Raw genomic sequence first — 21,575 nt, forward strand, 5'->3', positions numbered from 1 at the left:
AGTGTCGGTTCGCTGAACGGCCATGGCAAAGCACATGTGGTTGACCTGGGGGAGACCCCGGTGCAGCCCAAGCGCTTCCACACCAAGGTCGAGGTGCGCTGGTCCGATATGGATGCTTTCCAGCACATCAACCATGCCCGCATGGTGACCCTGCTGGAGGAGGCCCGTATTCCGTGGCTCTTCACCGACGACCGGCCCACGGTCCGGTTGCGTTCCGGCTGTGTGCTGGCCGACCTGCGCGTGCAGTACAAGGGTCAGCTGCGGCACGAGGATTCGCCACTGGACGTCTCGATGTGGATCGAGCGGCTGCGCGCCGTGGACTTCACCGTCGCCTACGAGGTCCGCGCCGCCGGCGCGGACCCGGCCTCCCCGGCCGCGGTGATCGCCTCCACCCAGCTGGCCGCCTTCGATATCGACACCCAGCGTCTGCGCCGCCTCACCACCGAGGAACGCGACTACCTGTCGCTGTGGCTGGCCGACTGAGCCGAGCTCGCCACCCGTGAACGACCTGACCCTGCACGTTCCCGACCCCGCGGAACGTGAGAACCTGGCGACCTTCGTCTCGCACGCGATCCGCCTGGACCCCGCCGCGGTGATCCGCCTGCGCCGCCGCGGCGTGAATTACGTATCCGCCTGGGCCACCACCGGTTTCGAGGCCCTCGCGGTGCGCACCGTGGTGGCCGCGCTCGGCACCGACGATGTGACCGTCGCGGCCGACACGGTCCTCGCGGGCCTGCACGGCCCCGACTCCGGTAAAACCTTCAGCCTCGGCTACGCCATGGATTCCGCATGGCGCACCGCCCTGCCCCCGGCATCCGGCTTCGTCCACATCGACGATGTCCCCGCCCGCATGCTCGTCGAATTGGCCGAGCGCGGAGCGGAATTGGCGCAGGAACACGGCTCCGGCCACGGCCCGCCCGCTTCCCTGCTCGATCAGACCGTCCTCACCGTCTCCAGCGGCGACGACCAGGTCGAAGTCCCGATGCGCGTCGTCTTCGCTTTGGCCGCAATGGATTTCATCCCGCACGGCGGCGAGAAAACCGACTCCCGCCGCATCGCCGCCGACGAGATCGTCCGCGTCCGCGCAGCCCGCACCTGGTTACGCCTGGACGCCCGCTACGGTTCGGTGGCCCGCCGCCGCGGCTCCGCCCTGCCGCTACTGACCGGCTGACCCCCGGACCATGCCGGGCATCGGAATACCGATGCCCGGCATCACCTTTCCGATTGGCCGGACCTCCACGCCCCCACTAGGTTCGGCCCCATGACCAGTCTCGCCATCACCACCGAATGGATCGAACTGGACGTCGACGGCGCCGCCGTGCGCGCCTACGTCGCCCGCCCCGAACAGCCCGGCCTCTACCCCGGAGTCGTTGCCTCCCACGAGATCTACGGCCAGCACCCCTCCATCCTCGCCACCGCCGACCGCCTCGCCGCTCTCGGCGCGATCGTCATCCTCCCCGACTTCTTCCACCGCGCCGAACCCCGAGCCACCCTCGAATTCACCCCCGAAGACCGTGAACGCGGCCTGGCCCTGATGCGCACCCAAACCCGCCCCGGCGTCCTCGCCGACTTCGCCTCCGCCACCGCCGAACTCACCCGTCGCGGCGCCGCCACCATCCACTTCATCGGCTTCAGCGCCGGCGGCCACGCCGCCTACTACGCCGCCACCCAACTCCCCGCGGCCTCCATCACCGCCTTCTACCCCGGCTGGCTCACCGATACCGACATCCAACTCTCCACACCCCAGCCCACCGTCGAACTCTCCGCCGGCATCAAGGGCCGAGTCCTGCTCTTCTTCGGCGGCGCGGACGCCCTCATCGACGCCCCGGCCCGCGACACCATCGCGAAATCCCTGACCGCCAACGCCATCGACCACGAAATCGTCGTCTACGAAGACGCCCCCCACGCCTTCCTCAACCCCGGCCGCCCCACCTATCGCGAGGAATACGCCGAAGACGCCTGGCAGCGTCTGGCCGAACAGCTGCGTCGCTGAGCGGTACGGCCACCGGTCTCGTGCGCTACCGCCGTCAGGACAGGCCGAGGTAGCGAAGCGCGGCGGTGGTCCCGGCCGCTGCCGCCAGGACCAGCAGGATGTGGGTTTTGCGCCAGGCGAGCACGGCGGCGACCAGAACCCCTGCGGGCAGCGCCAATCCGACCGGGCTGTGGCCGGTGGGGACCAGGGTGGTGACGACCAATGCGGTGAGCAGCACGACGGAGGCGATCTCCATCAGCCGGATGGCGCGCGGCGACACCTTGACCCGATTGCGGAGCATCGGGCCCGCGAAGCGGAGTGCGAAGGTGCCCAGCGCCAATGCGAACGCGCCCAGGAGCAGTGCCTTGGTCATGGGCGTGCGCCGTTCGATTCGCCGAACGACGAGCGACGAGCCGCCGCGCGGGAGCGGCTGTGGCTCAGCACGACTCGCTCATTTCCGGTTCCGGGGCGCGGCCGGCGCGGCCCGCGACCAGCAGCACCGGGATCAGGGCCAGCAGTACCGGCAGGCCGGCACCCAGGAACGGGGTCGACACCGCCGCGACCGCGGCTCCGCCCAGAGCCGCTGTGCGGGTGAGGGAGTCGCGCAGGGCAGGCAGGACGAGGGTGATCAGGACGGCGGGGAAGACGGCGTCGAGGCCGAAGATGTCGGGGTCGGGGACGATCGATCCGAGGGCCGCGCCGATGGCGGCGCCGAGGGGCCAGGCGGCTACGACGGCCAGGCCGCAGAGCCAGTAGGCGGCGCGGCGGCGGTCGCGGTCGGGTTGGGACATGGCCATGGCGACGGATTCGTCGTTCATGACGTGGGTGCCGAGGAGGCGGCGCCAGCCGGTGCCTACTACGTCGGGGACGGCCAGGCCGTAGGGGAGGTGGCGGGCGTTGACCAGGAGGCCGGCGAGGACGGCGGCGACCAGGCTGCCGCCGCCGGTGATGATGCCGATGAAGACGAATTCCGAGCCGCCCGCGACGACGGCCGTGCTGAGCAGGATCGGGAGCCAGGCGGGCAGGCCGGCGGTGACGGCGGTGGCGCCGTAGGAGATGCCGATCATGGCGACCGCTAGGCAGATCGCCGCGATTCCCGTGAGTACACTCCGATCGAGTGTTCGCCATATCGAACGCATGACTCATATAATGAACACATTGGGGTGGGTTCGTCAAAGGGCTTCGTGAAACGGCCGGTACGCTGTGAAGCCGTTATGACCGAGCACGAAAGCCCTGCGCCCGCGCCGCCGCAACAGGCGATCGCCGCTGCCCTGCGCCGGGAGCGCGCCAATGCGGGGCTGTCGCTGACCGAGGTCGCGCGGCGGGCGGGTATCGCGAAATCGACTCTGTCCCAATTGGAATCGGGTTCGGGGAACCCGAGTATCGAGACGCTGTGGGCGTTGTGCGTGGCGCTGGACGTGCCGTTCTCGCGATTGCTCGATCCGCCGAGTCCGCAGGTTCAGGTGATCCGGGCCGGTGAGGGCGCGGCCTTGGCCTCCGCGCAGGCAGAGTATCGGATCACGCTGCTGGCGGCCGCACCGGCCACCGGGCGGCGCGATATCTACCGCTTGACCGCCGAGCCGGGGCATCCGCGTGATTCGGAGCCGCATGCCCGGGGTGTGGTCGAGCACGTGGTGCTGTGTGCCGGGCGGGCGAAGGTCGGCCCCACCGACGCGCCCGTCGAGCTGAGCCCCGGCGACTACATCTGCTATCCGGGCGATATGCCGCACATTTTCGACGCCCTGGAGCCCGGCACCTGGGCCGTGCTGGTCAGCGAATACAGCTGACCCCATCGGAGCCGATCAGGCCGCGCCCTCGCCGAGGTACTGCAACCAGGTCGGGTCCAGTTCGGAGCTGGCCGAGAGCAAACGCCAGTGCGGACCCTTGGGCGCCACCATCGGATGATGGATGGCCCAGCCCAATTCGCTGAGCAGCTTGTCGGCCTTGCGGTGATTGCACGGGGCGCACGAGGCCACGCAGTTCTCCCACGAATGCGCGCCGCCGCGGCTGCGCGGGATCACATGGTCGATGGTCTCGGCCTTGCCGCCGCAGTAGGCGCAGCGATATCGGTCGCGATGCATGAGCGCCGCACGGGTCATCGGCACGCGGGCGCGGTAGGGGACACGCACGTAGGTACGTAGTCGGATGACCGAGGGCAATGCCACCGCGGTACCCGCGGAATGCACCACCGGGCCTTCGGGATTGTCGTGCACCGTATCGGCCTTGTCGCAGATCAACAGCACGATGGCGCGGCGCGCGGACAGGGCGGTGAGCGGCTCGTAGGTGGCGTTCAGCAGCAGGACGCGACGCTTGGACCACGAGGGCGCGCTGGGAGCTTCGGGCGGATGGGACGGGCCCGGACGGGAATGCTCGGGATGGGTACCCGAGTGATGATCGAGACGAGAATGCTCGGACAAGATGTGCAGCGGAGTAGCCCCCGAGCCACGATTGTGGACGTCGGCGGGCTGGAGTTGTCGGTGTGTCCGCGCTTCGCGAGCGCCGTGCCGCTGCTTCATGGGCTATACCCCGAATTCGTATTCGTCCGATGGTGTGGTATCTCGTCGGCAGACTGCCACCCAGTTGACCATGGATACCACCAGATTGCACGGTGATTTCACACATTGCCGGGCACAAGAGGATGAACACCCAATGACAGTTCCGCCACCATCGGTATCCCGCTGTTCCGGGGGACCGTCCGCTGCATACGCGGAGAGGCGGAACAGGCAGAATGGGGGCGTGACTTCGGGCGAGCAGCAGGCGACATCGTTCTATTCGGAAGTGGGCGGCGCCGATACCTTCGATCGGATCGTGGCGGCCTTCTACCGTGAGGTGAAGAACGACGAGGTGCTGCGCCCGCTGTATCCGGAGGAAGACCTCGGGCCCGCCGAGCGCAGGCTGCGGATGTTCCTCGAGCAGTACTGGGGCGGACCCCGGACCTACGGTGAGGAGCGTGGGCACCCGCGGCTGCGGATGCGGCATCACCCGTTCAAGGTCGGGCCGATCGAGCGCGACGCCTGGCTGCGCGCCATGCACATCGCGGTCGCCGAGATCGAGCCGGAGGTGCTCGACGACGCGCATCGCAAGCAGCTGCTCGACTACTTCGAGATGGCCGCGAATTCGCTCATGAACTCGCCCTTCTGAATTCGTCCCGCAGAACCCGTAGCAGCCCAGAGGCTTTCCGTTTTCCCAGCTCGGCTACTGATGATTTGCTGAAACTGGACAACTGTCGCGGGTAGGCACGCACAGGTCGGTCTGCTTTGGCACCATTACGGCTGTGACTGAGATTTCCGCCGGGTCGGGGGCCGCGTCGGCACAGCCGGCGCCGTGGTGGCGAAATGCCGTGTTCTACCAGGTGTATCCGCGTTCTTTCGCCGATTCGAACGGCGACGGCGTGGGCGATCTGGGCGGTTTGCGCGAAAAGCTGGGCTATCTGGAGCTGCTTGGCGTGGACGCGCTCTGGATCTGCCCCGTCATGCGCTCACCCATGGCCGATGGCGGCTACGACGTCTCCGATCCGCGCGATATCGACCCGCTCTTCGGCGGATTGGACGCCCTCGACGCGGTCATCGAGGAGGCGCACGACCGGCAGATCCGGGTCACCATGGACCTGGTGCCCAATCACAGCAGCGATCAGCACGTGTGGTTCCGGCAGGCCCTGGCCGCCCCGCCCGGCAGCCGGCAGCGCGCCCGCTACATCTTCCGCGACGGCCGCGGACCCGAGGGTGCGAAGCCACCGAACAACTGGCCCAGCGTCTTCGGCGGTCCGGCCTGGACCCGTGTCACCGAACCCGACGGCAGACCGGGGCAGTGGTATCTGCACATCTTCGCTCCCGAGCAGCCGGACCTGAACTGGGAGAACCCCGAGGTCGCACTCGATTTCGAGCAGACCATGCGGTTCTGGCTGGATCGCGGCATCGACGGTTTCCGTATCGATGTCGCGCACGGCATGGCCAAACCCGATGGCCTGCCCGATATGTCCGTAGTCGACACTCGCATGCTCGTACACGACGACAGCGATCCGCGCTTCAACAACCCGGGCGTGCACGAGATCCACCGCCGCCTGCGCAAGGTGATGGACGAGTACCCGAACGCGGTGGCCATCGGCGAGGTGTGGGTGGACGACAATGTCCGTTTCGGTGAGTACCTGCGCGCCGACGAACTGCATATGGCGTTCAACTTCCGCCTCGCCGAGACCGCCTTCGACGCCGCGAAAATCCGTGCGGCCGTAGACAATTCGCTGCACGCGGTGGCCGAGGTCGGGGCCAGCCCGACCTGGACGCTCTCCAATCACGATATCGAGCGCGAGGTCACCCGCTACGGCGACGGCGTGATCGGGCAGGCGCGCGCCCGGGCCATGATGATGCTGGAGCTGGCGCTGCCCGGGGCCGTATTCGTCTACAACGGAGCCGAATTGGGCCTGCCGAATGTGGACGACCTACCCGAGGAGTTCCTCCAGGATCCGGCCTGGGAGCGCTCCGGGCACACCGAACGCGGCCGGGACGGCTGCCGGGTGCCGTTGCCGTGGGAGGGCGCGCGCTCGCCGTTCGGCTTCACCACCGGAGACTCCTGGCTGCCCATCCCGCCGCAGTGGGCGCAGCTGACGGTGGAGCAGCAGCTCGAGCGCCTGGACTCGATGCTTTCGCTCTATCGCATGGCCATCGAATTGCGCGCCACCAGGCCGGAATTCGCCGGTCCCGGGCTGGAGTGGTACGGCTCCCCGCCGGGCTGCCTGGCCTTCCGCCGCGACGGCGGGCTGCTGTGCGTGCTGAACGCGACAGATGCCCCGATTCTGCTGCCCGCGGGCGAGGTGTTGCTCACCAGCGCTCCGACCGGCGCGAGAAAACTTCCAGCGAACTCGGCGGCCTGGCTGATCTGAAACGTTTGGTAACGACACGTGATCACAGTCCGCTACCGGTCGTCGTAGACGCTCGCCCATCCATTACCGTTGAGCCGTGAGCATTCTCCAGACAGTGCTGATCTATGTCGGCATCCCGCTTGCGATCTATCTGGTGATCGCCGGATTGTCGTTCCTCGGCAAGCCCCTGCCCGGCAAGAAGCCGGCCCACTTCGCCCTCGGCCAGCAGTGGACCGAGCCGCCGGTGCTGTGGAGCGCCACCGACGAGGTGACCGGTTCCGGTCACCACGGAGCTGACTCGTCGCATGGCAACCATGCAGCTATCGAATCCGCGCAGGCGGACCTGATCGGAGGCCGGGCAAGTGGCAAGTTCTAATTGGCCCGCGGTGAATGCCGCCGACCTACCGCACGGTTACGCCATCACCACCAGCGGCCGCGTGTCCGGTGTGCACGAGGCCGGCGATGTCTTCGCCGAGGTCCCGTTCACCGATCGCGAGCGGCTGATCATGGACAACGCGCTGACCGAGGCGACTCGCGCCACCAAGGTGCGGTTCAACATCTTCATCGGTGATCTGGGCGCGGACTCCGGTACCGGCGCGGACGCGCTGTTCCCGGCCACCCCCGAGGCCGAGCGTTCGGTCCTCGTGGCCGTCGACCCCAATGCCAAGGCCGTCGAGGTGCGTTCGGGCCGCGAGGTCGCCGAGCGCGCCAACGATCGCGTCTGCCAGCTCGGCGCCACCGCCGCGCTCAGCTCCTTCCGCCAGGGCGAGCTGATCGACGGACTCGTCTCCGCCGTGCGCGTGATGGCCGCCGCCATCGGCCGGGTCTAGTTCCCGGAACTCTCGGGGACTCTCGGGGGCCGACGCCCCCGAACCCCGACGAGAGTCGGGCCACCAGGCCGGAATTCGCGATGTGCCCGCGCATGTCGCCGAACCCGGCGCAGCTGAACGTCCTCCGCGCCCCTCCCGTCTGCTCGTCTCCACCGTCACGGTGGATGTGGGCAGAGGGGAGGGGCGCGTCACGTCTCGCCCCCGGTGTCCGTTTGTTCGCGATCGGCATGTACGCCCAGAGCGTAAGCGCGCGCGGCGTGCGGGCTTTCCCCTTTAGGCTCGGAAGATGTCCGAGCAACCGCGACTCCAGGCAATTCCCGGCGGACTCGACGACGAGCCGCGCCCGCCCCGGCTGACGGCGGTGCCCCGAGCCCCGCGCCGTACGGAAGACGGTGCGAGCCCACGCGGAAACCCCGCCGGTGCGCCCGGATCCGGTGAGCCGCTCCGGAACAGTCGTAGCGGACCACGCCTGGGTAGCGTCGACGGACCGCGCCGGAGCGCCACGCCGAAAACGGTGCGTGAGCCGCTGTGGCGCGAGGCGCTCGGCGAACGCTTGCGCGCATTGCGCCTGGAGCAGGGGGAGAAGCTCTCGGAAACGGCTGGGCGCGCCGGGATTTCCCCGCAGTACCTCTCCGAGGTGGAGCGTGGTCGCAAGGAGCCCTCGAGCGAGATGATCGCCGCGCTGGCCGGGGCGCTCGGCACCTCTCTCGGCGGACTGATCGAGCAGGTGAGTGACGAACTGCGCCGGCAGCGTGCGACGGCTCACCTGAGTCCGGCTGTCCCGCACCTGAGCTCGACTCCCGTGCTGATGGCGCTCGCCGCCTGAGCAGACGGCGAGCAACCTCACTCCCGCGGGCCGAGAACCTTGTCGACCAGGCCGTAGGACAGGGCCGTGTCGGCGGTGAAGACACGGTCGCGGTCGGTGTCGCGGCGCAGGGTTTCGGCGGATTGGCCGGTGTGGCGGGTCAGGATGGTTTCGATTTCGCCGCGCATCCGGACGATTTCGTCGGCTACCAGGATGAGGTCGGGGATGGTGCCCTGACCTCGGGTCGCGGGCTGGTGCAGGACGATTCGGGCGTGCGGGAGCATGGCGCGGCGGCCTTTCGCGCCGCCGGCCAGCAGTACCGCGCCCACCGCGATAGCTTGGCCGACGCAGGTGGTCACCACGGGGGACGAAATGTGCTGGATGGTGTCGTAGATGGCCAGCATGGCCGAGAGGTCGCCGCCCTCGCAGTTGATGTAGAGGTCGATGTCCTGGCCGGGGCCGTCCGCTTCCAGGTGCAGCAGCTGGGCGATCAGGGCGTTCGCCACCCCGGAATCGATGGGGGTGCCCAGGTAGACGATGCGCTCGGTGAGCAGGTGCGAGTAGACGTCCATGATGCGCTCGCCGCGCGGCGACGAGGCGATGACATTGGGAATCGTGTAGCTGGTCATGAGATCCCCACCTTGTGGCGCTGCGGCACGACCTGTTCGAAGTTCTCGACGATGCCGTCGATGAAGCCGTATTCGCGGGCCTGCGCCGCGGTGAACCAGCGATCGTGCAGCGAATCCTCGTAGATCTGGTCGAAGGGCTGGCCGGTGTCGGCGGCGATGAGGCCGAGCACGGTCTGCACCGTATAGCGCAGATCGTCGGCCTGCACCTCGACCTCGACCGCACTGCCGCCGATGCCCGCCGAACCCTGATGCATGAGGATGCGGGCGTGCGGCAGCGCGAAGCGACGGCCGGGGGTGCCGGAGGAGAGCAGGAATTGTCCTGCGCTGCAAGCCAATCCGAGCGCCAGGGTCGATACCTCGCACGGAATCAACCGCATCACGTCGCGAATCGCGAGCATGGCCGGGACCGAGCCGCCGGGGGAGTGGATCCACAGCGAGATCGGGGTCTTGGAGTCCTCCGCGGCGAGGGTGAGCAGCTGCGTCATGAGCAGCGTGCCGTTGTCGTCGTCCAGGCCGCCGTCCAATACCAGGACGCGGCGACCGAAGAGCTGTTCTCTGGTGCGCCAGTTGAACATCGGCGTCTGCTTCTCTGTCATGAACCCACCGTGCCGCAGCCGTACCCGAAATCTCGCGCCGCGCTGCTCACAGCAGATCCGCTCTCAGCAGCGTGGCTGAAACGAGCAGCTCGCAGCCGTGAAACAGCCCCTTCCGTGCGGAACGGAAGGGGCTGCGGGGCAGTGCTTTACGACCGGTCGAAGGCGCGGGCGCGCAGGGAGCGCTCGATGCCCGCCTTGCCTTCCACCACCAGGCGGCGCAGGGCCGGCGGGTGATCGTCGGCGAGGAACTTGTCGGCCACGGCGACCGCTTCCTCGGTGACGGCCCAGTGCGGGTACAGGCCGACGACGACGGTCTGGGCGACCTCGCTGGAGCGGCGCTCCCACACGTCGGCGACTTCGGCGAAGTAGCGTTCGACGTAGGGGGTCAACAGCTCGGCTTGGCCGACCGGCGCGAATCCGGTGACGATCGCACGGGTGGTGATATTGGCGACCGAGTCGTCCTCCATCACGGTGGCCCAGGCGCTCGCCTTGACGTCGGCCAGCGGGCGCGCGGTCGCGGCGGCGGCGGCCTGGCGGCGACCGGCGGCGGTATTGTCCCGCTCCAATTCGGCGTCGATCGAAGGGGATTCGAGTCCGTCGGAGTCGATCGCGCCCGCCGCTGCGAGCGCCTGCGTGATCCGCCAGCGCAGATCGGTGTCCACCGCCAGCCCGGCCAGCCCGACGCCCTGCGGGTCACCGGCGAGCAGTTGCTTCAGCACCTGCACGTGCTGCTCCGAGAGCAGCGCCCCGGTGAGCGCGTTCACGAACGCCAGCTGGTGATCCGATCCGGGCCCGGCGGCGCGCGCCAGTTCCAGCAGCCGGTCCGCGAACTGCGGCCAGCCGGTGGCGGCCGCCCAAGCCGGATCGGCATAGGACGAGAGCGCGGTGTGCGCCTGCATCAGCAGCCGTTGCACCACACCGATTTCGGTCTCCGAGCCGACGCCGCTCTGCACCAGCGCCACGAAATCGCGGGCCTTCATCTCGGCCTGCCGGGTCATCTCCCACGCCGCCGACCAGCACAGCGTGCGCGGCAGCGGTTCGGCGATATCGGCGATGCGCGCCACCACGGTGTCGAGCGATTCGGCGTCCAGGCGCAGCGAGCAGTAGGTGAGGTCGTCGTCGTTGACCAGCACCAGTTTGCCGCGCGAAACCCCGGCCAGCTCCGGCACCTCGGTGCGCTCGGCGGCATTCACATCGAGCTCGATGCGCTTGGTGCGCACCAGCTTTCCGTCCTGATCGTCATACACGCCGATGGCGATCCGGTGCACGCGCCGTTCGCCCGCGCCCGGCTCGGCCCCGTCCTGCACCACCGCGAACGAGGTGAACTTGCCGTCGGCGTCCACGGTGAACTCCGGCCGCAGGATATTGAGCCCGGTGGTCTTGAGCCACTGCGCGCCCCAATCCGACAGGTCGCGCCCGGACGCTTTCTCCAGCGCGCCCACCAGATCATCGAAAGTGGCGTTGCCGTAGGCGTGTTCGGTGAAGTAGTCGCGCAGACCGGTGAGGAACGGTTCCAGCCCCACGTACGCCACCAGCTGCTTGAGCACGGAAGCGCCCTTGGCATAGGTGATGCCGTCGAAGTTGACCTCGACGGCCGCCAGATCCGGGATGTCGGCGGCGATCGGATGGGTCGAGGGCAGCTGGTCCTGCCGGTACGCCCAGGACTTCTCCACGTTCGCGAAAGTGGTCCAGGCGTTCTCGTATTCGGTCGCCCCGACCTGGCACAGCACCGAGGCGAAGGTGGCGAACGACTCGTTCAGCCACAGGTCGTCCCACCACTTCATGGTGACCAGGTCGCCGAACCACATGTGCGCCATCTCGTGCAGCACGGTCTCGCAGCGGCGCTCGTAGGAGGCGCGAGTCACCTTGGAGCGGAACACATAATCTTCGAGGAAGGTGACCGCGCCCGCGTTCTCCATTGCGCCCGCGTTGAATTCGGGCACGAAGAGCTGGTCGTACTTGCCGAAGGCATACGGCACACCGAAATTGGTGTGATAGAAGCCGAAGCCCTGCTTGGTCTCGGTGAAAAGCCGTTCGGCGTCCATGTATTCGGCGAGCGAGGCGCGGCAGTAGATGCCGAGCGGGATCTCGCCGTGCGAATCCGAGTAGGTGTCGGTCCATTTCGCGTACGGGCCCGCGATCATGGCGACCAGGTAGGTGCTCATCCGCGGGGTGGTGGCGAAGGTGTGGCGGACCACCGCACCGGTCTGATGCGTCTCGACGACCGCGCCGTTGGAGATGACCTCCCAGTCCTCCGGCGCGGTGGCGATGATGTCGTAGGTGGCCTTCAGGTCCGGCTGATCGAAGCAGGCGAACATGCGCTTGCAGTCCGCGGTCTCGAACTGCGAGTACAGGTAGACCTTGTTGTCGGTCGGATCGATGAACCGGTGCAGGCCCTCACCGGTGTTCGAGTACTCGCAATCCGCCTCGACCACCAGCTCGTTGGTGGCGGCCAGATCCGGCAGCGTGATGCCTTCGGACTCGTCGTAATCGCTGACATCCAAGGCGACGCCGTTGAGCACCGCGGACCGCACGCCCGCACCCACGATGTCGATGAAGGTCGATGCCCCCGGAGTGGCGGTGAAGGTGACCGTCGAACGCGAGTGGAAGGTACCGGTCGTCACCGCGTCGGCGCTGGTGGGCTGCCCGGTCAGATCCAATTCGACCCGGTAGTTCTCCACCTGGATCGTGGCGGCGCGTTGGATCGCCTGCTCGCGGGTGAGATTCGGTGCTGACAAGGGGGCTCCTTAACTCTCGGAGAACTGCTGCCGTGCGACTTGCCCAGCTTGCCATGTCGGCCGGGCCTGCGGGTGCGGGCCGGTTGGAGCTCCTCGGTAGGGTGTGGGCAGCCAGCCGACCAGTTCGAGGAGGACCCCGTTGAAGCACATCCACGCCGGTAAGGTGCGCGATCTCTACGAGGACGGCGATTCGCTGATCCTGGTCGCCTCCGATCGGGTGTCGGTGTACGACGTGGTGCTGCCCACGCCCATCCCGGACAAGGGCGCGATGCTGACCCAGCTGTCGAACTGGTGGTTCGAGTACTTCTCCGATATCCCCAACCACATTCTCTCCACCACCGACGTGCCGGCCGAGTTCGCCGGGCGCGGGGTGCGGGTAAAGCCGTTGAAGATGGTGAAGGTCGAGTGCATCGCGCGCGGGTACCTGACCGGTGGCGGGCTGAAGGAGTACGAGCGGACCGGGTCGGTCTCCGGTATCGCGCTGCCGCCCGGGCTGGTGGAGGGGTCCAAGCTGCCCGAGCCGATCTTCACGCCCACCACCAAGGCCGATGAGGGGCACGACGAGCCCATCACCTTCGATGACGTGGTGAACCAGGAGGGCAAGGAGATCGCCGACAAGCTCCGCGAGGTGACCCTCGAGGTCTACACCCGCGGCGCCGAGCATGCCGCCGCGCGCGGGGTGATCATCGCCGATACTAAGGTCGAATTTGGTTGGGACGGTGACGTTCTCACCCTCGGTGACGAGGTGCTGACCTCGGACTCCTCGCGCTTCTGGCCCGCCGATCAGTACCAGCCCGGCCGCGTGCAGCCCTCCTTCGACAAGCAGTTCGTGCGCGACTGGTCCACCTCGACGGGCTGGAACAAGGAGTACCCGGGCCCCGAGATCCCCGCCGACGTGGTGGCCGCGACCCGGGCCAAGTACGCCCAGGCCTACGAACTCATCACCGGTAAGGCTTGGTAGCACCAACTCTCGGGGTTTTCAGGGGTCTCACCCCTGAAAACCCTTGTCAGGCAGGCACAGTGGTGGTGGCCAGGAACTCGGCGACGAACCCGTGCGCCTTCGCCTCCAGCGCCGCGTACTGGGCTTCGCGTTCGGCTCCGAAAGTGACGGGGTCGAACAGCAGCCGGCCGTCGGCGTCGACGCGCTGACGGCGCTCTTCGGCGTCCGGCAGCAGGCCGACAGCCGAGTGTGAGAAGCCGCAGTAGTAGGCGATTCCCATGTTCAGCGACCCTTCCAGCGACTGCTGCATGAGTTCGACAACGGCGTCATCGCCTGCCGCGCCGGCCAATCCCAGCCACAGCATGCGCTTGCCCGCCAGGCGTGGCCGGCTGCGGCCGTAGGCGAAACCGTAGTTCCACACCCGGTCGATCCAGCCCTTGAGCAGGGCGGGTAGATGCAGCCAGTAGACCGGGAACACGGCGATGACGATGTCGGCGGCCAGGATTCGGCGCATGTGCGCTTCGGTCTCGCCGGAGTAGAGCTTCTCGCGATTGCCCCAGTCGGGCTGATCCTCGGTGTTCATGCGCGGGTCGAAGCCCTCGGCCCGCAGGTCCAGCACGTCCACGCGATAACCGGAGCTCTCCAGCTGGGTGACGGTGCGGCGGGCGATGTGCGCGGTCAGGGAATCGGTGCGGTGGTGGGCGATCACGACCAGGGCGGTGCGGGCGTCGATACCATTGTGCGACAAGGGATTTCCTTCGGCTCGGGAAGCGGTGAGTGCCTTCGCCTCCCATTGAAGCCAAGATCGTGTGGACGATCCATGGACGAAACGCTCTGATCGATAGGAATTCGTCTACGCTCGATCGGGTGGATCCCCTGAGCAATCTGTTGAGTGGCATCCGGGCCGAAGGCTCGGTGGTCGCCCACGCCGAACTCGCCGCACCGTGGACCATCCGATTCGGTGACGGCGCGCCATTGACCATGATCACGGTGCTGCGCGGCGGCGGCACCCTGCTGCTCTCCGACGGCAGCGAAACCCGGCTCGGCACCGGCGATACCGCCATCGTGCGCGGTCCGGAGCTGTTTCATCTTGCGGACCGATCGGATTCGCGCGGCGGCCCGCACACCGAATACGAGATCGCCTGCTTCACGCCGGAGGCCGCGGCTTTGTGCGGAGAAGACTTGAGCGGCATCAGCTGGGGCGCGGACACCGAAGCCGCCACCGCGCTGATCGTCGGCGCGTATCAGACCTGCACGCGCCGTCACGAGCGGCTGTTACGCGCTCTCCCAACGGTTCTCGTGATCTCCGAAGACGCCGAGGACTGCGCGTGGATGGAGGCGGCGGTGGTGGACGCCGTCGCCCACAGCGCCGGTTCCCAGGCCATGATGGACCGGCTGCTGGATTGGAGCCTGGTCTGCACGCTGCGCTCCTGGTTCGCCCAGGCCGATGCCGCCGCCCCCGCCTGGTATCGCGGCCTGTCCGATCCGGTGGTCGCGCCCGCGTTGGAGGCCATCCACGGCCGGCCGGGCGTCTCGTGGACGGTGGCCTCGCTGGCGGCCCGATCCGGGGTCTCCCGAGCGCTTTTCGCCAAGCGCTTCACCACCGTCATGGGCGAACCCCCGCTCGCCTACCTGACCGGCTGCCGCATGGACGAGGCCGAAGACTTGCTCACCGACGCCCAGCTGACCGTCGCCCAGGTCGCCAAGTCGGTCGGCTACGCGGACGCTTTCGGCTTCAGCGCCGCGTTCAAACGCCATAAAGGCATGAGCCCCACGGCATTCCGTGCAGCAGTCGCCTAGCGGCGGGCGGGAGGCGGACCGGACCGCCTCCCGCTCCGGCATCGGCTAGTTGCCGAACTTCTTCTTCACCTTGTCGACGGCGTCGCCGACGGCTTCCTTCACATCGTTGGCGGCATCCTTCAGGCCGGCGGCGAGCTGATCGCCCTTGCCCTCGGCCTTCAGGTCGTCATCGCCGGTGACATTCCCGGCGGCCTCCTTGGCCTTGCCGCCCAGATCCTCGGCCTTGTTGTTGATCTTGTCGCTCAGAGACATCGGAACCTCCGTGTCGATGGGGGTGTGCCCAGGAGAAACGGGCACATTTCCTGAGACGTTCGAAACCCACCATATGTCACTCAGCAAACTATGAGACAACGGTCACAGATAATGGTGAGTGAGGATTCGCATCCCTTCGGGTCTAACCCACGAAAGGATTGGAGGGCGGGGTGACTGGTACCGATGCCGGACTCGAGGCAGAGCTCGACGATGCCACGCTGGTCAGCCGGGCCCGCGACGGCGATATTCCTAGCTATGAGCAGCTAGTTCTGCGCTATCAGGGACCGATGTTCCGGTTGGCGGCGAAGATGCTGGCCGATCGGGCGGAGGCCGAGGACGTGGTGCAGGACGTATTCCTGACCGCGTGGCGGCGGCTGGGGCAGTTACAGGACGAGTCCGCCTTCGCCGGCTGGCTGTACCGGGCCACTACCAACCGCTGCCTGAATGTGCTCCGTAAGCGGCAACCGGCGGCGGAGGTCGACCCCGACACCACCGCCTCCCCGCGCCGGGACCTGCACCCGGAGCACGCCGTCCAGGTGCACAGCCAGATGGAGGCGCTGACCGCGGCGCTCCAGCAGCTGACCCCCGAACAGCGGGCGTGCTGGCTGCTGCGCGAGGTGCACGGCCGCTCCTACGAAGAGATCGGCGAGATCGTCGGCGCGAACACCACCGCGGTACGCGGGCGGATAGCGCGGGCCCGCGCCCAGTTGGCAGAGGTGATGAAGCCATGGCGATGACGAATGCGACAGATGTGGACGAGGACTACCGGCTGCCCTGCGGGCGCGGCATGGAACAGGTGTGGCGGCGGCTCGACGCCGTGCAGAACGGTCATGCCGACGCGCACGAGACCCGCTGCGCGCACTGCCGCGCGGCCCGCGAGAGCCTGCTGGCACTACGCACGGCCACCGAGGAACTGATCGCCGAACCCGATCCCGAACCGCCGGACTTGTTCGGCCGCATCATGTCCGCCGTGCGGGCCGAGCGGCGGCGCGGGCAGGGGCTGACCCTGCCCACCGAGCATCCGGGCAGCGTGGAGGTGAGCGAACAGGCGGTCGCGGCGGTGCTGCGCTTCGCGGCCGACACCGTGCCCGGCGTACGAGCCCGCCAGTGCCGCGTCCGCAGCGTCGGCACCGGGCCCGACGGCGAGAACATCGTGCAGGTGAGCATGGCCCTGGCGGTGCGCATGCGCGGCGGCAGCCTGGACGGCATCGTGCCGCTGGTGCGGCAGCGGGTGGCGACCGCCCTGGCGGCCCGCACCGGACTGCTGCTGGGCCGCCTGGATGTGACCGTCGCGGACGTGTACCAGGAGCGGGACCGGTGACGGCACTGAGCTCGGGCAGCGAAATCGTCGTCGCGGACGCCGTGATCGCCGGGGTGGCGGCCCGCGCCGCCGCGGCCGTACCGGGCGTGGCCCGGCTGGAACCCGGCCTGCGCGGCCTGGTCACCGGCTGGGCGCGGGCCGGCAAACAACTGCTGGGCGGGTCGGAATCGGTCGCGAGCGAGGGGGTGCGGGTGGCCCGGACCGCCGCGGGCGGGCTCGCCGTGCAGGTGGACGTGTCGCTCACCGCCGACTGCCGGGCCGCGGTGGTGGGCGCGGGCATCCAGCAGGCGGTGCGGCGGGCCGTGCCGCAACAGACCGGAGTCACCGTCGACGAGGTGTCGGTGACCATTCTCGATATCGAACCGGGGGCGCTGTGACCGCGAAAGCGGAACTGATCGAGGCGATTGTCGATGCGATCGAGGAGGTGGAGGGCTTGCGTGCGGTAGCGCCGTTCGGGCTCGAGGCCGTCACCCGGCTGCCTCGGGGCGGCCGGGCCTACGCGGTGGAATTGGGCCCGGAGCTCGTCGAGATTCGTTTGGCGGCAAGCAGTTTGCCGTTGCAGCCGCTGCTGGATCGGCTCACCGCAGCCGTCCGGGCGCTGTTGCGGAGCACCGAGTGGGCGGATGCGACCGTGCGCTTGATCGTCGCCGAACTCGATGCATCCGCCTTCGGCGAATATTCAGTTACCTAGATCACACGGGCTCGGCGTGAGGATCTTCCGATCGCCGTGTCGAAGAAGAGTAGGCATTGATTCGCTGTAGCACAACGAAATCAGGAGGATGACATGACCGGAACCAGCACCGAGAAGTCGACCGGCAAGACCGTCGCCACCGCCCCGGACACCGCATCCCGCAATGGTTCGGCGAACACCGGTGACCTGGTGACCGACCAGGGCACCACCAGCATCGCCGACATCGTGGTGCAGAAGATCGCCGGACTGGCCGCCCGCGAGGTGCGCGGCGTGCACGCCCTCGGCGGTGGCGCCGCCCGGGCCTTCGGCGCGATCCGCGACCGCATCCCGGGCGCCTCCGCCAGTGTGGGACAGGGCGTTTCGGTCGAGGTAGGCGAGAAGCAGGCCGCCGTCGATCTGGAGCTCGTCGTCGAATACGGGGTGGCGATCGCGGAAATGGCGAAGGCGGTGCGCCGCAATGTCATCACCGCCATCGAGCAGATGACCGGGCTGGAGGTCGTCGAGGTCAATATCAACGTCAACGACGTGTACATCCCGGAGGACGACGACGAGACCGAACCCGCCGCCAATCGCGTTCAGTAACAGTCCATTCCAGCTGAGGAGTCGCAGATGAACGCCACAACGATCTGCCTGGGCGCCGGACTCGCGCTCGGATTCGCTATGGCCTTCGGCGGTTTCGGGGCCTTCGCCGTGGTGCTGGTGTTCGCCGGGCTGGGCCTGCTGGTCGGCCGCTGGCTCGACGGCGCCGTGGATATCGCCGGAGTGCTGCGGTCGGTGCAGGACCGGAGCCGGCGATGACCGCCCCGGCACTGGACCTGGCCGCCGGCGACGAAGGCACCCGAACCCGGCTGCGCGGCAGCACCACCGTCAGCGCGCGTGCGGTGCGCAAGATAGCGGCGCGGGCCGCCACCGAGATCGACGGGGTGCGGCCGCAGGTGACCGCGGAGGCCGAGGTCACCGCGGACACCGCCGCGCTGCGGCTGCGGCTCCCGGTGCGATATCCGCTGCCGGTGGCGCGGGTCGCCGAATCCTGCCGCACGCATCTGATCGAACGGGTGGGTGCGTTGACCGGCCTGACGGTCACCGGCGTGGAGATCGCCATCGCCGCCATGGTGGTCGAATCCGCAACGCCCGCAGCGGAATCGGCGCGCCGGAGGGTGTTGTGATCCGGCGGCCGCGGCGGACGGGTACCGCCGCGGTGGTGGCGGTGGCGCTACTGGCGCTCTGCGTGGCGGTGATCGTCTCACTCGTGCAACGGCTCTCGCGGCACCGGGAATTCGTGTCCTACGACAGTGTCGCGACCCGGCTGCACGACACCGACTGGGGTGACCCGGTCGTCTTCGCCGTGGGCGCGGGGACCGCATTGCTCGGCTTGGCGCTGCTGGTCGCGGCGGTGACACCCGGCCGGGCGACGGTGCTGCCGTTGCGGCCGCTGGCGGAGGGCGGCGAGGCCGGGATCGAACGCCGCAGCCTGCGGGCCGCGCTGCGCCGCTCCGCCACCACGGTGCCGGGGGTGAGCTCGGCGCGAATCAAATTGCGCGGCAAAGCGGTTCGGGTATCGGCCGCCTCCGATCGGGTCGATGTGCGGGAGCTGCCCGGCACCGTGCACCAGGCGGTGACCGAGGCGTTCGAGCGCATCGGCACCGACACCGCACCCCGGGTCCGCACCCGCTTGCGGCCCGCGAAGACCGGAGGCTCGAAATGATCAACGTCAATCGCCCGGCGCGACTCAACCGGAGCCTGCTCGCGCTGCTCGGCTTGCTACTGGTCGCCGCGGGCGGCTACGCCATAGCCGCCCAGCGCGGCTGGCTGAGCTGGGTGGATCGCTCGGCCGCACTGACACCGGGCGATGCCGCCCCGCCGCACTGGGTGTTCTACGCGGTCATCGCCGGTGCCATCGTGGTCGGGCTGCTGTGCCTGCGCTGGCTGAGCGTCCAGCTGTTCCGCATGCCGAGCGCGGTGGAATGGCAACTGGCGGACGCGAATTCGGCGGGCGGCACCGTGCTGTCCTCGGCGACGGCGGCCGCGGCGGTGGCCGCCGATATCGAATCCTTCGACCACGTGGACTCCGCCTCGGCCTGGTTGTCGGGCCCCGGGCGCGCACCGGAACTGCACGTGATCGTGACCGCCGACCCCCGGGCCGACCTCACCGAGCTGCGCCGCCGCATCCTCGGCGAGGCATTGCCCCGCTTGCGACAAGCACTGGAGGTCGGCGTGATCCCGGTGACCATGGAACTGCGCCTGACGGACGACCACGCCCGCGTGCGCTGAGCGCGCCCTGTTGCCGCCGGAGTGTGAAAGAAAGCGGAGGTCCCCGTCATTCCGGCATGCTTTCGGCCGGAATCTCACTGTGGCGCGGTGGAATCGCGGCCGGAAGTATGCGAGGCCGGGGATCAGCCGGGATGACGCGGGACGCTGGTCGCGCGGCGCTAGGAACCGGTGCGCAGGCGGGCGGCGCGCAGGGTGAGGTAGTCGCGTTCGGGGACCGAGGTGGTGCGGCGGGCCGCGGCGGTGTAGGCGGCAATGGCTTCTTCGGTGTCGCCGGACATCTCATGCAGATGCCCGCGCACCGCGTCCAGGCGGTGATTGCCCGCCAGGGCTTCCGTCAGCGTGTCGGTGAGGTCGAGGCCCGCCTGCGGGCCGTGCACCATGGCCGTCGCCACCGCCCGGTTCAAAGTGACCATGGGGTTCGCGGATTGCCGTTCGAGCGCGTTGTACAGCAACAGGATTCGCGGCCAATCGGTGTCCTCGGGGCGGAGCGCCTGCGCGTGCAGGGCGGCGATGGCGGCCTGGATCTGATACGCCCCGATGAGCCCGTGCGAGACCGAGGCGGTGGCCAGCCGCACCCCCTCGATGATCATGTTCCGGTCCCACAGCCCGCGATCCTGTTCTTCGAGGGGGATCAGCTCCCCATGCGGTCCCGTGCGGGCCGCACGCCGGGCATCGGTGAGTAGCAGCAGCGCCAGCAATCCGGTGACCTCCGCGTCATCGGGCAAGGCGGCGTAGAGGATTCGAGCCAGCCGGATGGCCTCGGCCGAGAGGTCGGCGCGATGCAATTGCTCACCGGCGCTCGTCGTATGCCCTTCGGTGAACATCAGGTACAGCACGTGCAGCACCGAACTCAGCCGCGAATTCCATTCCCCGCCATCGCCATTGGACGATGGTGTGCCGAACGGCCGGTCCAGCCCCGCGATCCGCTTCTTGGCGCGCGTAATGCGCTGCGCCATGGTCGTTTCCGGTAACAGGAACGCGTGCGCGATCTCGCCGGTGGTGAGGCCGCCGACCGCCCGCAAGGTCAAGGCGATGGCGCTGGCGGGCGAGAGTGCGGGATGACAGCACAGGAAGAACAGATTGAGCGTGTCGTCCTGCGCCTCGTCCACCCCGGGCACGCCGGCCTCGGGTGCGGCGCGCACGTCACGAACCGCATCGGCGGTCTCGCGATTCCGCCGCGCGACCTCGGCCCGCACGGTATCGACCAGCCGCCGCACCGCCACCTGGATCAGCCAGCCACGCGGATTCTCCGGCACCCCGTCCACCGGCCACCGGGTGGCCGCCGCGAGCAGCGCCTCCTGCACCGCGTCCTCGGCCGTGTCGAAATCCCCGTAGCGGCGCACCAGGACGCCGAGGACCTGCGGCGCGAGTTCCCGTAGCAGATCCTCGGTTTCGTAGGAGAGCCTCATTACGCGTCGGCGGCCGGCGCGCTCATGATCTGCCGCACTTCGATGTACTCACCGATCGGCTTGCCGCCGGGACCGGGCGCGGCCGAGGCCCGCGCGGCGATCTCGTAGGCGCGTTCGGGGCTTTCCACATCCACGATCCAGTATCCGGCCAGGAATTCCTTGGTCTCGGGGAACGGCCCGTCGGTGATCACCGGCGCGGAACGCCCGTCGGACATGACGATTCGGGCTTCGTCCGGTCCGGCGAGGCCCTGGGCATCGACCAGTTCGCCGGCGCGCGCGAGCTCCGCACCCAGGACGCGCTGGAAATCGATGTGGGCGGCGATGTCCTCCGGCGCCCATTCGTGGATCGGGGTGTCGCAGTATTCGGTGGGGGAGTGGGTCTTGATCAGCATGAATTTCATGGCGGCTTCCTCGGTTCGGCGCGCCCCGGCGGGCGCTCTCGTACTTAGGTCGGAGCCTGGTCGAC

Annotated in this window: 30 protein-coding genes; 20 read left to right on the plus strand and 10 right to left on the minus strand. The window is 68.5% G+C overall.

From position 1 onward, the window contains the following. The first annotated feature begins 45 nt into the window (after window positions 1–45). The 3 genes from NI1_RS32635 (at window position 46) to NI1_RS32645 (ending at window position 1,993) form a co-directional block, all read left to right on the plus strand. Window positions 46–483, plus strand: coding sequence for an acyl-CoA thioesterase (locus NI1_RS32635; protein ID WP_281179522.1), 438 nt, complete (start codon window positions 46–48; stop codon window positions 481–483). A gap of 16 nt (window positions 484–499) precedes the next feature. After that, a complete protein-coding gene (locus tag NI1_RS32640; RefSeq protein WP_067828796.1) occupies window positions 500–1,171 on the plus strand; it encodes a DUF8185 domain-containing protein in 672 nt (223 codons plus the stop codon). Between the two features lie 90 nt (window positions 1,172–1,261). Next, window positions 1,262–1,993: a dienelactone hydrolase family protein gene (locus NI1_RS32645; RefSeq protein WP_067828799.1), complete on the plus strand. Its 732-nt coding sequence runs from the start codon at window positions 1,262–1,264 to the stop codon at window positions 1,991–1,993. A 34-nt stretch (window positions 1,994–2,027) separates the two neighbouring features. On the opposite strand, the gene NI1_RS32650 is transcribed toward NI1_RS32645, so the two are convergent. Both NI1_RS32650 and NI1_RS32655 read right to left on the minus strand, forming a co-directional pair. Next, window positions 2,028–2,345, minus strand: coding sequence for an AzlD domain-containing protein (locus NI1_RS32650; RefSeq protein ID WP_067828807.1), 318 nt, complete (start codon window positions 2,343–2,345; stop codon window positions 2,028–2,030). A 64-nt stretch (window positions 2,346–2,409) separates the two neighbouring features. Continuing rightward, window positions 2,410–3,111, minus strand: a complete 702-nt coding sequence (locus tag NI1_RS32655) for an AzlC family ABC transporter permease (protein WP_067828809.1) — start codon at window positions 3,109–3,111, stop codon at window positions 2,410–2,412. A 75-nt stretch (window positions 3,112–3,186) separates the two neighbouring features. Here NI1_RS32655 and NI1_RS32660 point away from each other — a divergent pair, with 75 nt between their 5' ends. Then, complete coding sequence (locus NI1_RS32660; protein WP_067828812.1) at window positions 3,187–3,759, plus strand: helix-turn-helix domain-containing protein; 573 nt, start codon at window positions 3,187–3,189, stop codon at window positions 3,757–3,759. A gap of 15 nt (window positions 3,760–3,774) precedes the next feature. Here the strand turns inward: NI1_RS32660 and NI1_RS32665 are convergent, their stop codons facing one another. Further along, window positions 3,775–4,488, minus strand: coding sequence for an HNH endonuclease (locus NI1_RS32665; RefSeq protein WP_174564543.1), 714 nt, complete (start codon window positions 4,486–4,488; stop codon window positions 3,775–3,777). Between the two features lie 220 nt (window positions 4,489–4,708). Here NI1_RS32665 and NI1_RS32670 point away from each other — a divergent pair, with 220 nt between their 5' ends. The 5 genes from NI1_RS32670 (at window position 4,709) to NI1_RS32690 (ending at window position 8,483) form a co-directional block, all read left to right on the plus strand. Further along, complete coding sequence (locus tag NI1_RS32670; protein WP_067828815.1) at window positions 4,709–5,113, plus strand: globin; 405 nt, start codon at window positions 4,709–4,711, stop codon at window positions 5,111–5,113. A 142-nt stretch (window positions 5,114–5,255) separates the two neighbouring features. Continuing rightward, a complete protein-coding gene (locus NI1_RS32675) occupies window positions 5,256–6,848 on the plus strand; it encodes a glycoside hydrolase family 13 protein (protein WP_067829265.1) in 1,593 nt (530 codons plus the stop codon). A gap of 76 nt (window positions 6,849–6,924) precedes the next feature. Then, complete coding sequence (gene ctaJ / locus NI1_RS32680; RefSeq protein ID WP_067828818.1) at window positions 6,925–7,203, plus strand: aa3-type cytochrome oxidase subunit CtaJ; 279 nt, start codon at window positions 6,925–6,927, stop codon at window positions 7,201–7,203. After that, on the plus strand, window positions 7,190–7,657 hold the full coding sequence (locus tag NI1_RS32685) for a DUF5130 domain-containing protein (RefSeq protein WP_067828821.1): 468 nt from the start codon (window positions 7,190–7,192) through the stop codon (window positions 7,655–7,657). The genes ctaJ and NI1_RS32685 overlap by 14 nt, the downstream gene beginning before the upstream one ends. Before the next feature lie 286 nt (window positions 7,658–7,943). Then, on the plus strand, window positions 7,944–8,483 hold the full coding sequence (locus NI1_RS32690) for a helix-turn-helix domain-containing protein (RefSeq protein WP_084524110.1): 540 nt from the start codon (window positions 7,944–7,946) through the stop codon (window positions 8,481–8,483). A 17-nt stretch (window positions 8,484–8,500) separates the two neighbouring features. On the opposite strand, the gene NI1_RS32695 is transcribed toward NI1_RS32690, so the two are convergent. From NI1_RS32695 to pepN, 3 genes are all read right to left on the minus strand, one after another. Continuing rightward, the gene (locus NI1_RS32695; RefSeq protein ID WP_067828822.1) at window positions 8,501–9,091 is read right to left on the minus strand and encodes a ClpP family protease; all 591 of its coding nucleotides are present in this window, start codon (window positions 9,089–9,091) and stop codon (window positions 8,501–8,503) included. Further along, window positions 9,088–9,687 carry a ClpP family protease gene (locus NI1_RS32700; protein WP_067828823.1) on the minus strand — a complete coding sequence of 200 codons (600 nt, stop codon included), beginning with the start codon at window positions 9,685–9,687 and terminating at the stop codon, window positions 9,088–9,090. The genes NI1_RS32695 and NI1_RS32700 overlap by 4 nt, the downstream gene beginning before the upstream one ends. 146 nt (window positions 9,688–9,833) lie before the next feature. Next, window positions 9,834–12,425 (minus strand): aminopeptidase N, encoded by a 2,592-nt coding sequence (gene pepN, locus NI1_RS32705; RefSeq protein ID WP_067828824.1) that lies wholly within the window; start codon window positions 12,423–12,425, stop codon window positions 9,834–9,836. A 103-nt stretch (window positions 12,426–12,528) separates the two neighbouring features. On the opposite strand from pepN, the gene NI1_RS32710 reads away from it, so the two are divergent. After that, window positions 12,529–13,386 (plus strand): phosphoribosylaminoimidazolesuccinocarboxamide synthase, encoded by an 858-nt coding sequence (locus NI1_RS32710; protein WP_084524111.1) that lies wholly within the window; start codon window positions 12,529–12,531, stop codon window positions 13,384–13,386. A 46-nt stretch (window positions 13,387–13,432) separates the two neighbouring features. Here NI1_RS32710 and NI1_RS32715 read toward each other — a convergent pair whose 3' ends face one another. After that, window positions 13,433–14,113, minus strand: coding sequence for an NAD(P)H oxidoreductase (locus NI1_RS32715; RefSeq protein ID WP_067828829.1), 681 nt, complete (start codon window positions 14,111–14,113; stop codon window positions 13,433–13,435). 119 nt (window positions 14,114–14,232) lie between these two features. Here NI1_RS32715 and NI1_RS32720 point away from each other — a divergent pair, with 119 nt between their 5' ends. Continuing rightward, on the plus strand, window positions 14,233–15,165 hold the full coding sequence (locus tag NI1_RS32720) for an AraC family transcriptional regulator (RefSeq protein ID WP_067828842.1): 933 nt from the start codon (window positions 14,233–14,235) through the stop codon (window positions 15,163–15,165). A 45-nt stretch (window positions 15,166–15,210) separates the two neighbouring features. Here the strand turns inward: NI1_RS32720 and NI1_RS32725 are convergent, their stop codons facing one another. Beyond that, entirely contained in the window at window positions 15,211–15,417 is a 207-nt protein-coding gene (locus tag NI1_RS32725; protein WP_067828846.1) for a CsbD family protein, read from the minus strand. 170 nt (window positions 15,418–15,587) lie between these two features. Here NI1_RS32725 and NI1_RS32730 point away from each other — a divergent pair, with 170 nt between their 5' ends. The 9 genes from NI1_RS32730 to NI1_RS32770 all read left to right on the plus strand — a co-directional run bounded on the left by NI1_RS32730 (window position 15,588) and on the right by NI1_RS32770 (window position 19,700). After that, a complete protein-coding gene (locus NI1_RS32730; RefSeq protein ID WP_067829271.1) occupies window positions 15,588–16,154 on the plus strand; it encodes an RNA polymerase sigma factor in 567 nt (188 codons plus the stop codon). Further along, entirely contained in the window at window positions 16,151–16,738 is a 588-nt protein-coding gene (locus NI1_RS32735; protein WP_245663510.1) for an Asp23/Gls24 family envelope stress response protein, read from the plus strand. The genes NI1_RS32730 and NI1_RS32735 overlap by 4 nt, the downstream gene beginning before the upstream one ends. Next, the gene (locus NI1_RS32740) at window positions 16,735–17,115 is read left to right on the plus strand and encodes an Asp23/Gls24 family envelope stress response protein (protein ID WP_084524112.1); all 381 of its coding nucleotides are present in this window, start codon (window positions 16,735–16,737) and stop codon (window positions 17,113–17,115) included. Before NI1_RS32735 ends, NI1_RS32740 begins: the two co-directional genes overlap by 4 nt. Beyond that, window positions 17,112–17,429 (plus strand): hypothetical protein, encoded by a 318-nt coding sequence (locus tag NI1_RS32745; protein ID WP_067828852.1) that lies wholly within the window; start codon window positions 17,112–17,114, stop codon window positions 17,427–17,429. Before NI1_RS32740 ends, NI1_RS32745 begins: the two co-directional genes overlap by 4 nt. A 93-nt stretch (window positions 17,430–17,522) precedes the next feature. Further along, on the plus strand, window positions 17,523–18,011 hold the full coding sequence (locus tag NI1_RS32750) for an Asp23/Gls24 family envelope stress response protein (protein ID WP_067828856.1): 489 nt from the start codon (window positions 17,523–17,525) through the stop codon (window positions 18,009–18,011). Between the two features lie 27 nt (window positions 18,012–18,038). After that, entirely contained in the window at window positions 18,039–18,227 is a 189-nt protein-coding gene (locus NI1_RS32755) for a hypothetical protein (protein ID WP_067828859.1), read from the plus strand. Further along, window positions 18,224–18,595: an Asp23/Gls24 family envelope stress response protein gene (locus NI1_RS32760; protein ID WP_067828861.1), complete on the plus strand. Its 372-nt coding sequence runs from the start codon at window positions 18,224–18,226 to the stop codon at window positions 18,593–18,595. Before NI1_RS32755 ends, NI1_RS32760 begins: the two co-directional genes overlap by 4 nt. Continuing rightward, window positions 18,592–19,134, plus strand: a complete 543-nt coding sequence (locus NI1_RS32765; RefSeq protein WP_067828863.1) for a DUF6286 domain-containing protein — start codon at window positions 18,592–18,594, stop codon at window positions 19,132–19,134. Before NI1_RS32760 ends, NI1_RS32765 begins: the two co-directional genes overlap by 4 nt. Beyond that, window positions 19,131–19,700: an Asp23/Gls24 family envelope stress response protein gene (locus tag NI1_RS32770; protein ID WP_067828865.1), complete on the plus strand. Its 570-nt coding sequence runs from the start codon at window positions 19,131–19,133 to the stop codon at window positions 19,698–19,700. The genes NI1_RS32765 and NI1_RS32770 overlap by 4 nt, the downstream gene beginning before the upstream one ends. 158 nt (window positions 19,701–19,858) lie before the next feature. Here NI1_RS32770 and NI1_RS32775 read toward each other — a convergent pair whose 3' ends face one another. Together NI1_RS32775 and NI1_RS32780 are read right to left on the minus strand one after the other, a co-directional pair. After that, the gene (locus NI1_RS32775) at window positions 19,859–21,109 is read right to left on the minus strand and encodes an RNA polymerase sigma factor (RefSeq protein ID WP_067828867.1); all 1,251 of its coding nucleotides are present in this window, start codon (window positions 21,107–21,109) and stop codon (window positions 19,859–19,861) included. Next, window positions 21,109–21,510, minus strand: a complete 402-nt coding sequence (locus NI1_RS32780; protein WP_067828869.1) for a YciI family protein — start codon at window positions 21,508–21,510, stop codon at window positions 21,109–21,111. The genes NI1_RS32775 and NI1_RS32780 overlap by 1 nt, the downstream gene beginning before the upstream one ends. Between the last annotated feature and the right edge of the window lie 65 nt (window positions 21,511–21,575).

The sequence above is a fragment of the Nocardia inohanensis NBRC 100128 genome, assembly GCF_001612945.1.
Classification (GTDB): Bacteria; Actinomycetota; Actinomycetes; order Mycobacteriales; family Mycobacteriaceae; genus Nocardia; species Nocardia inohanensis.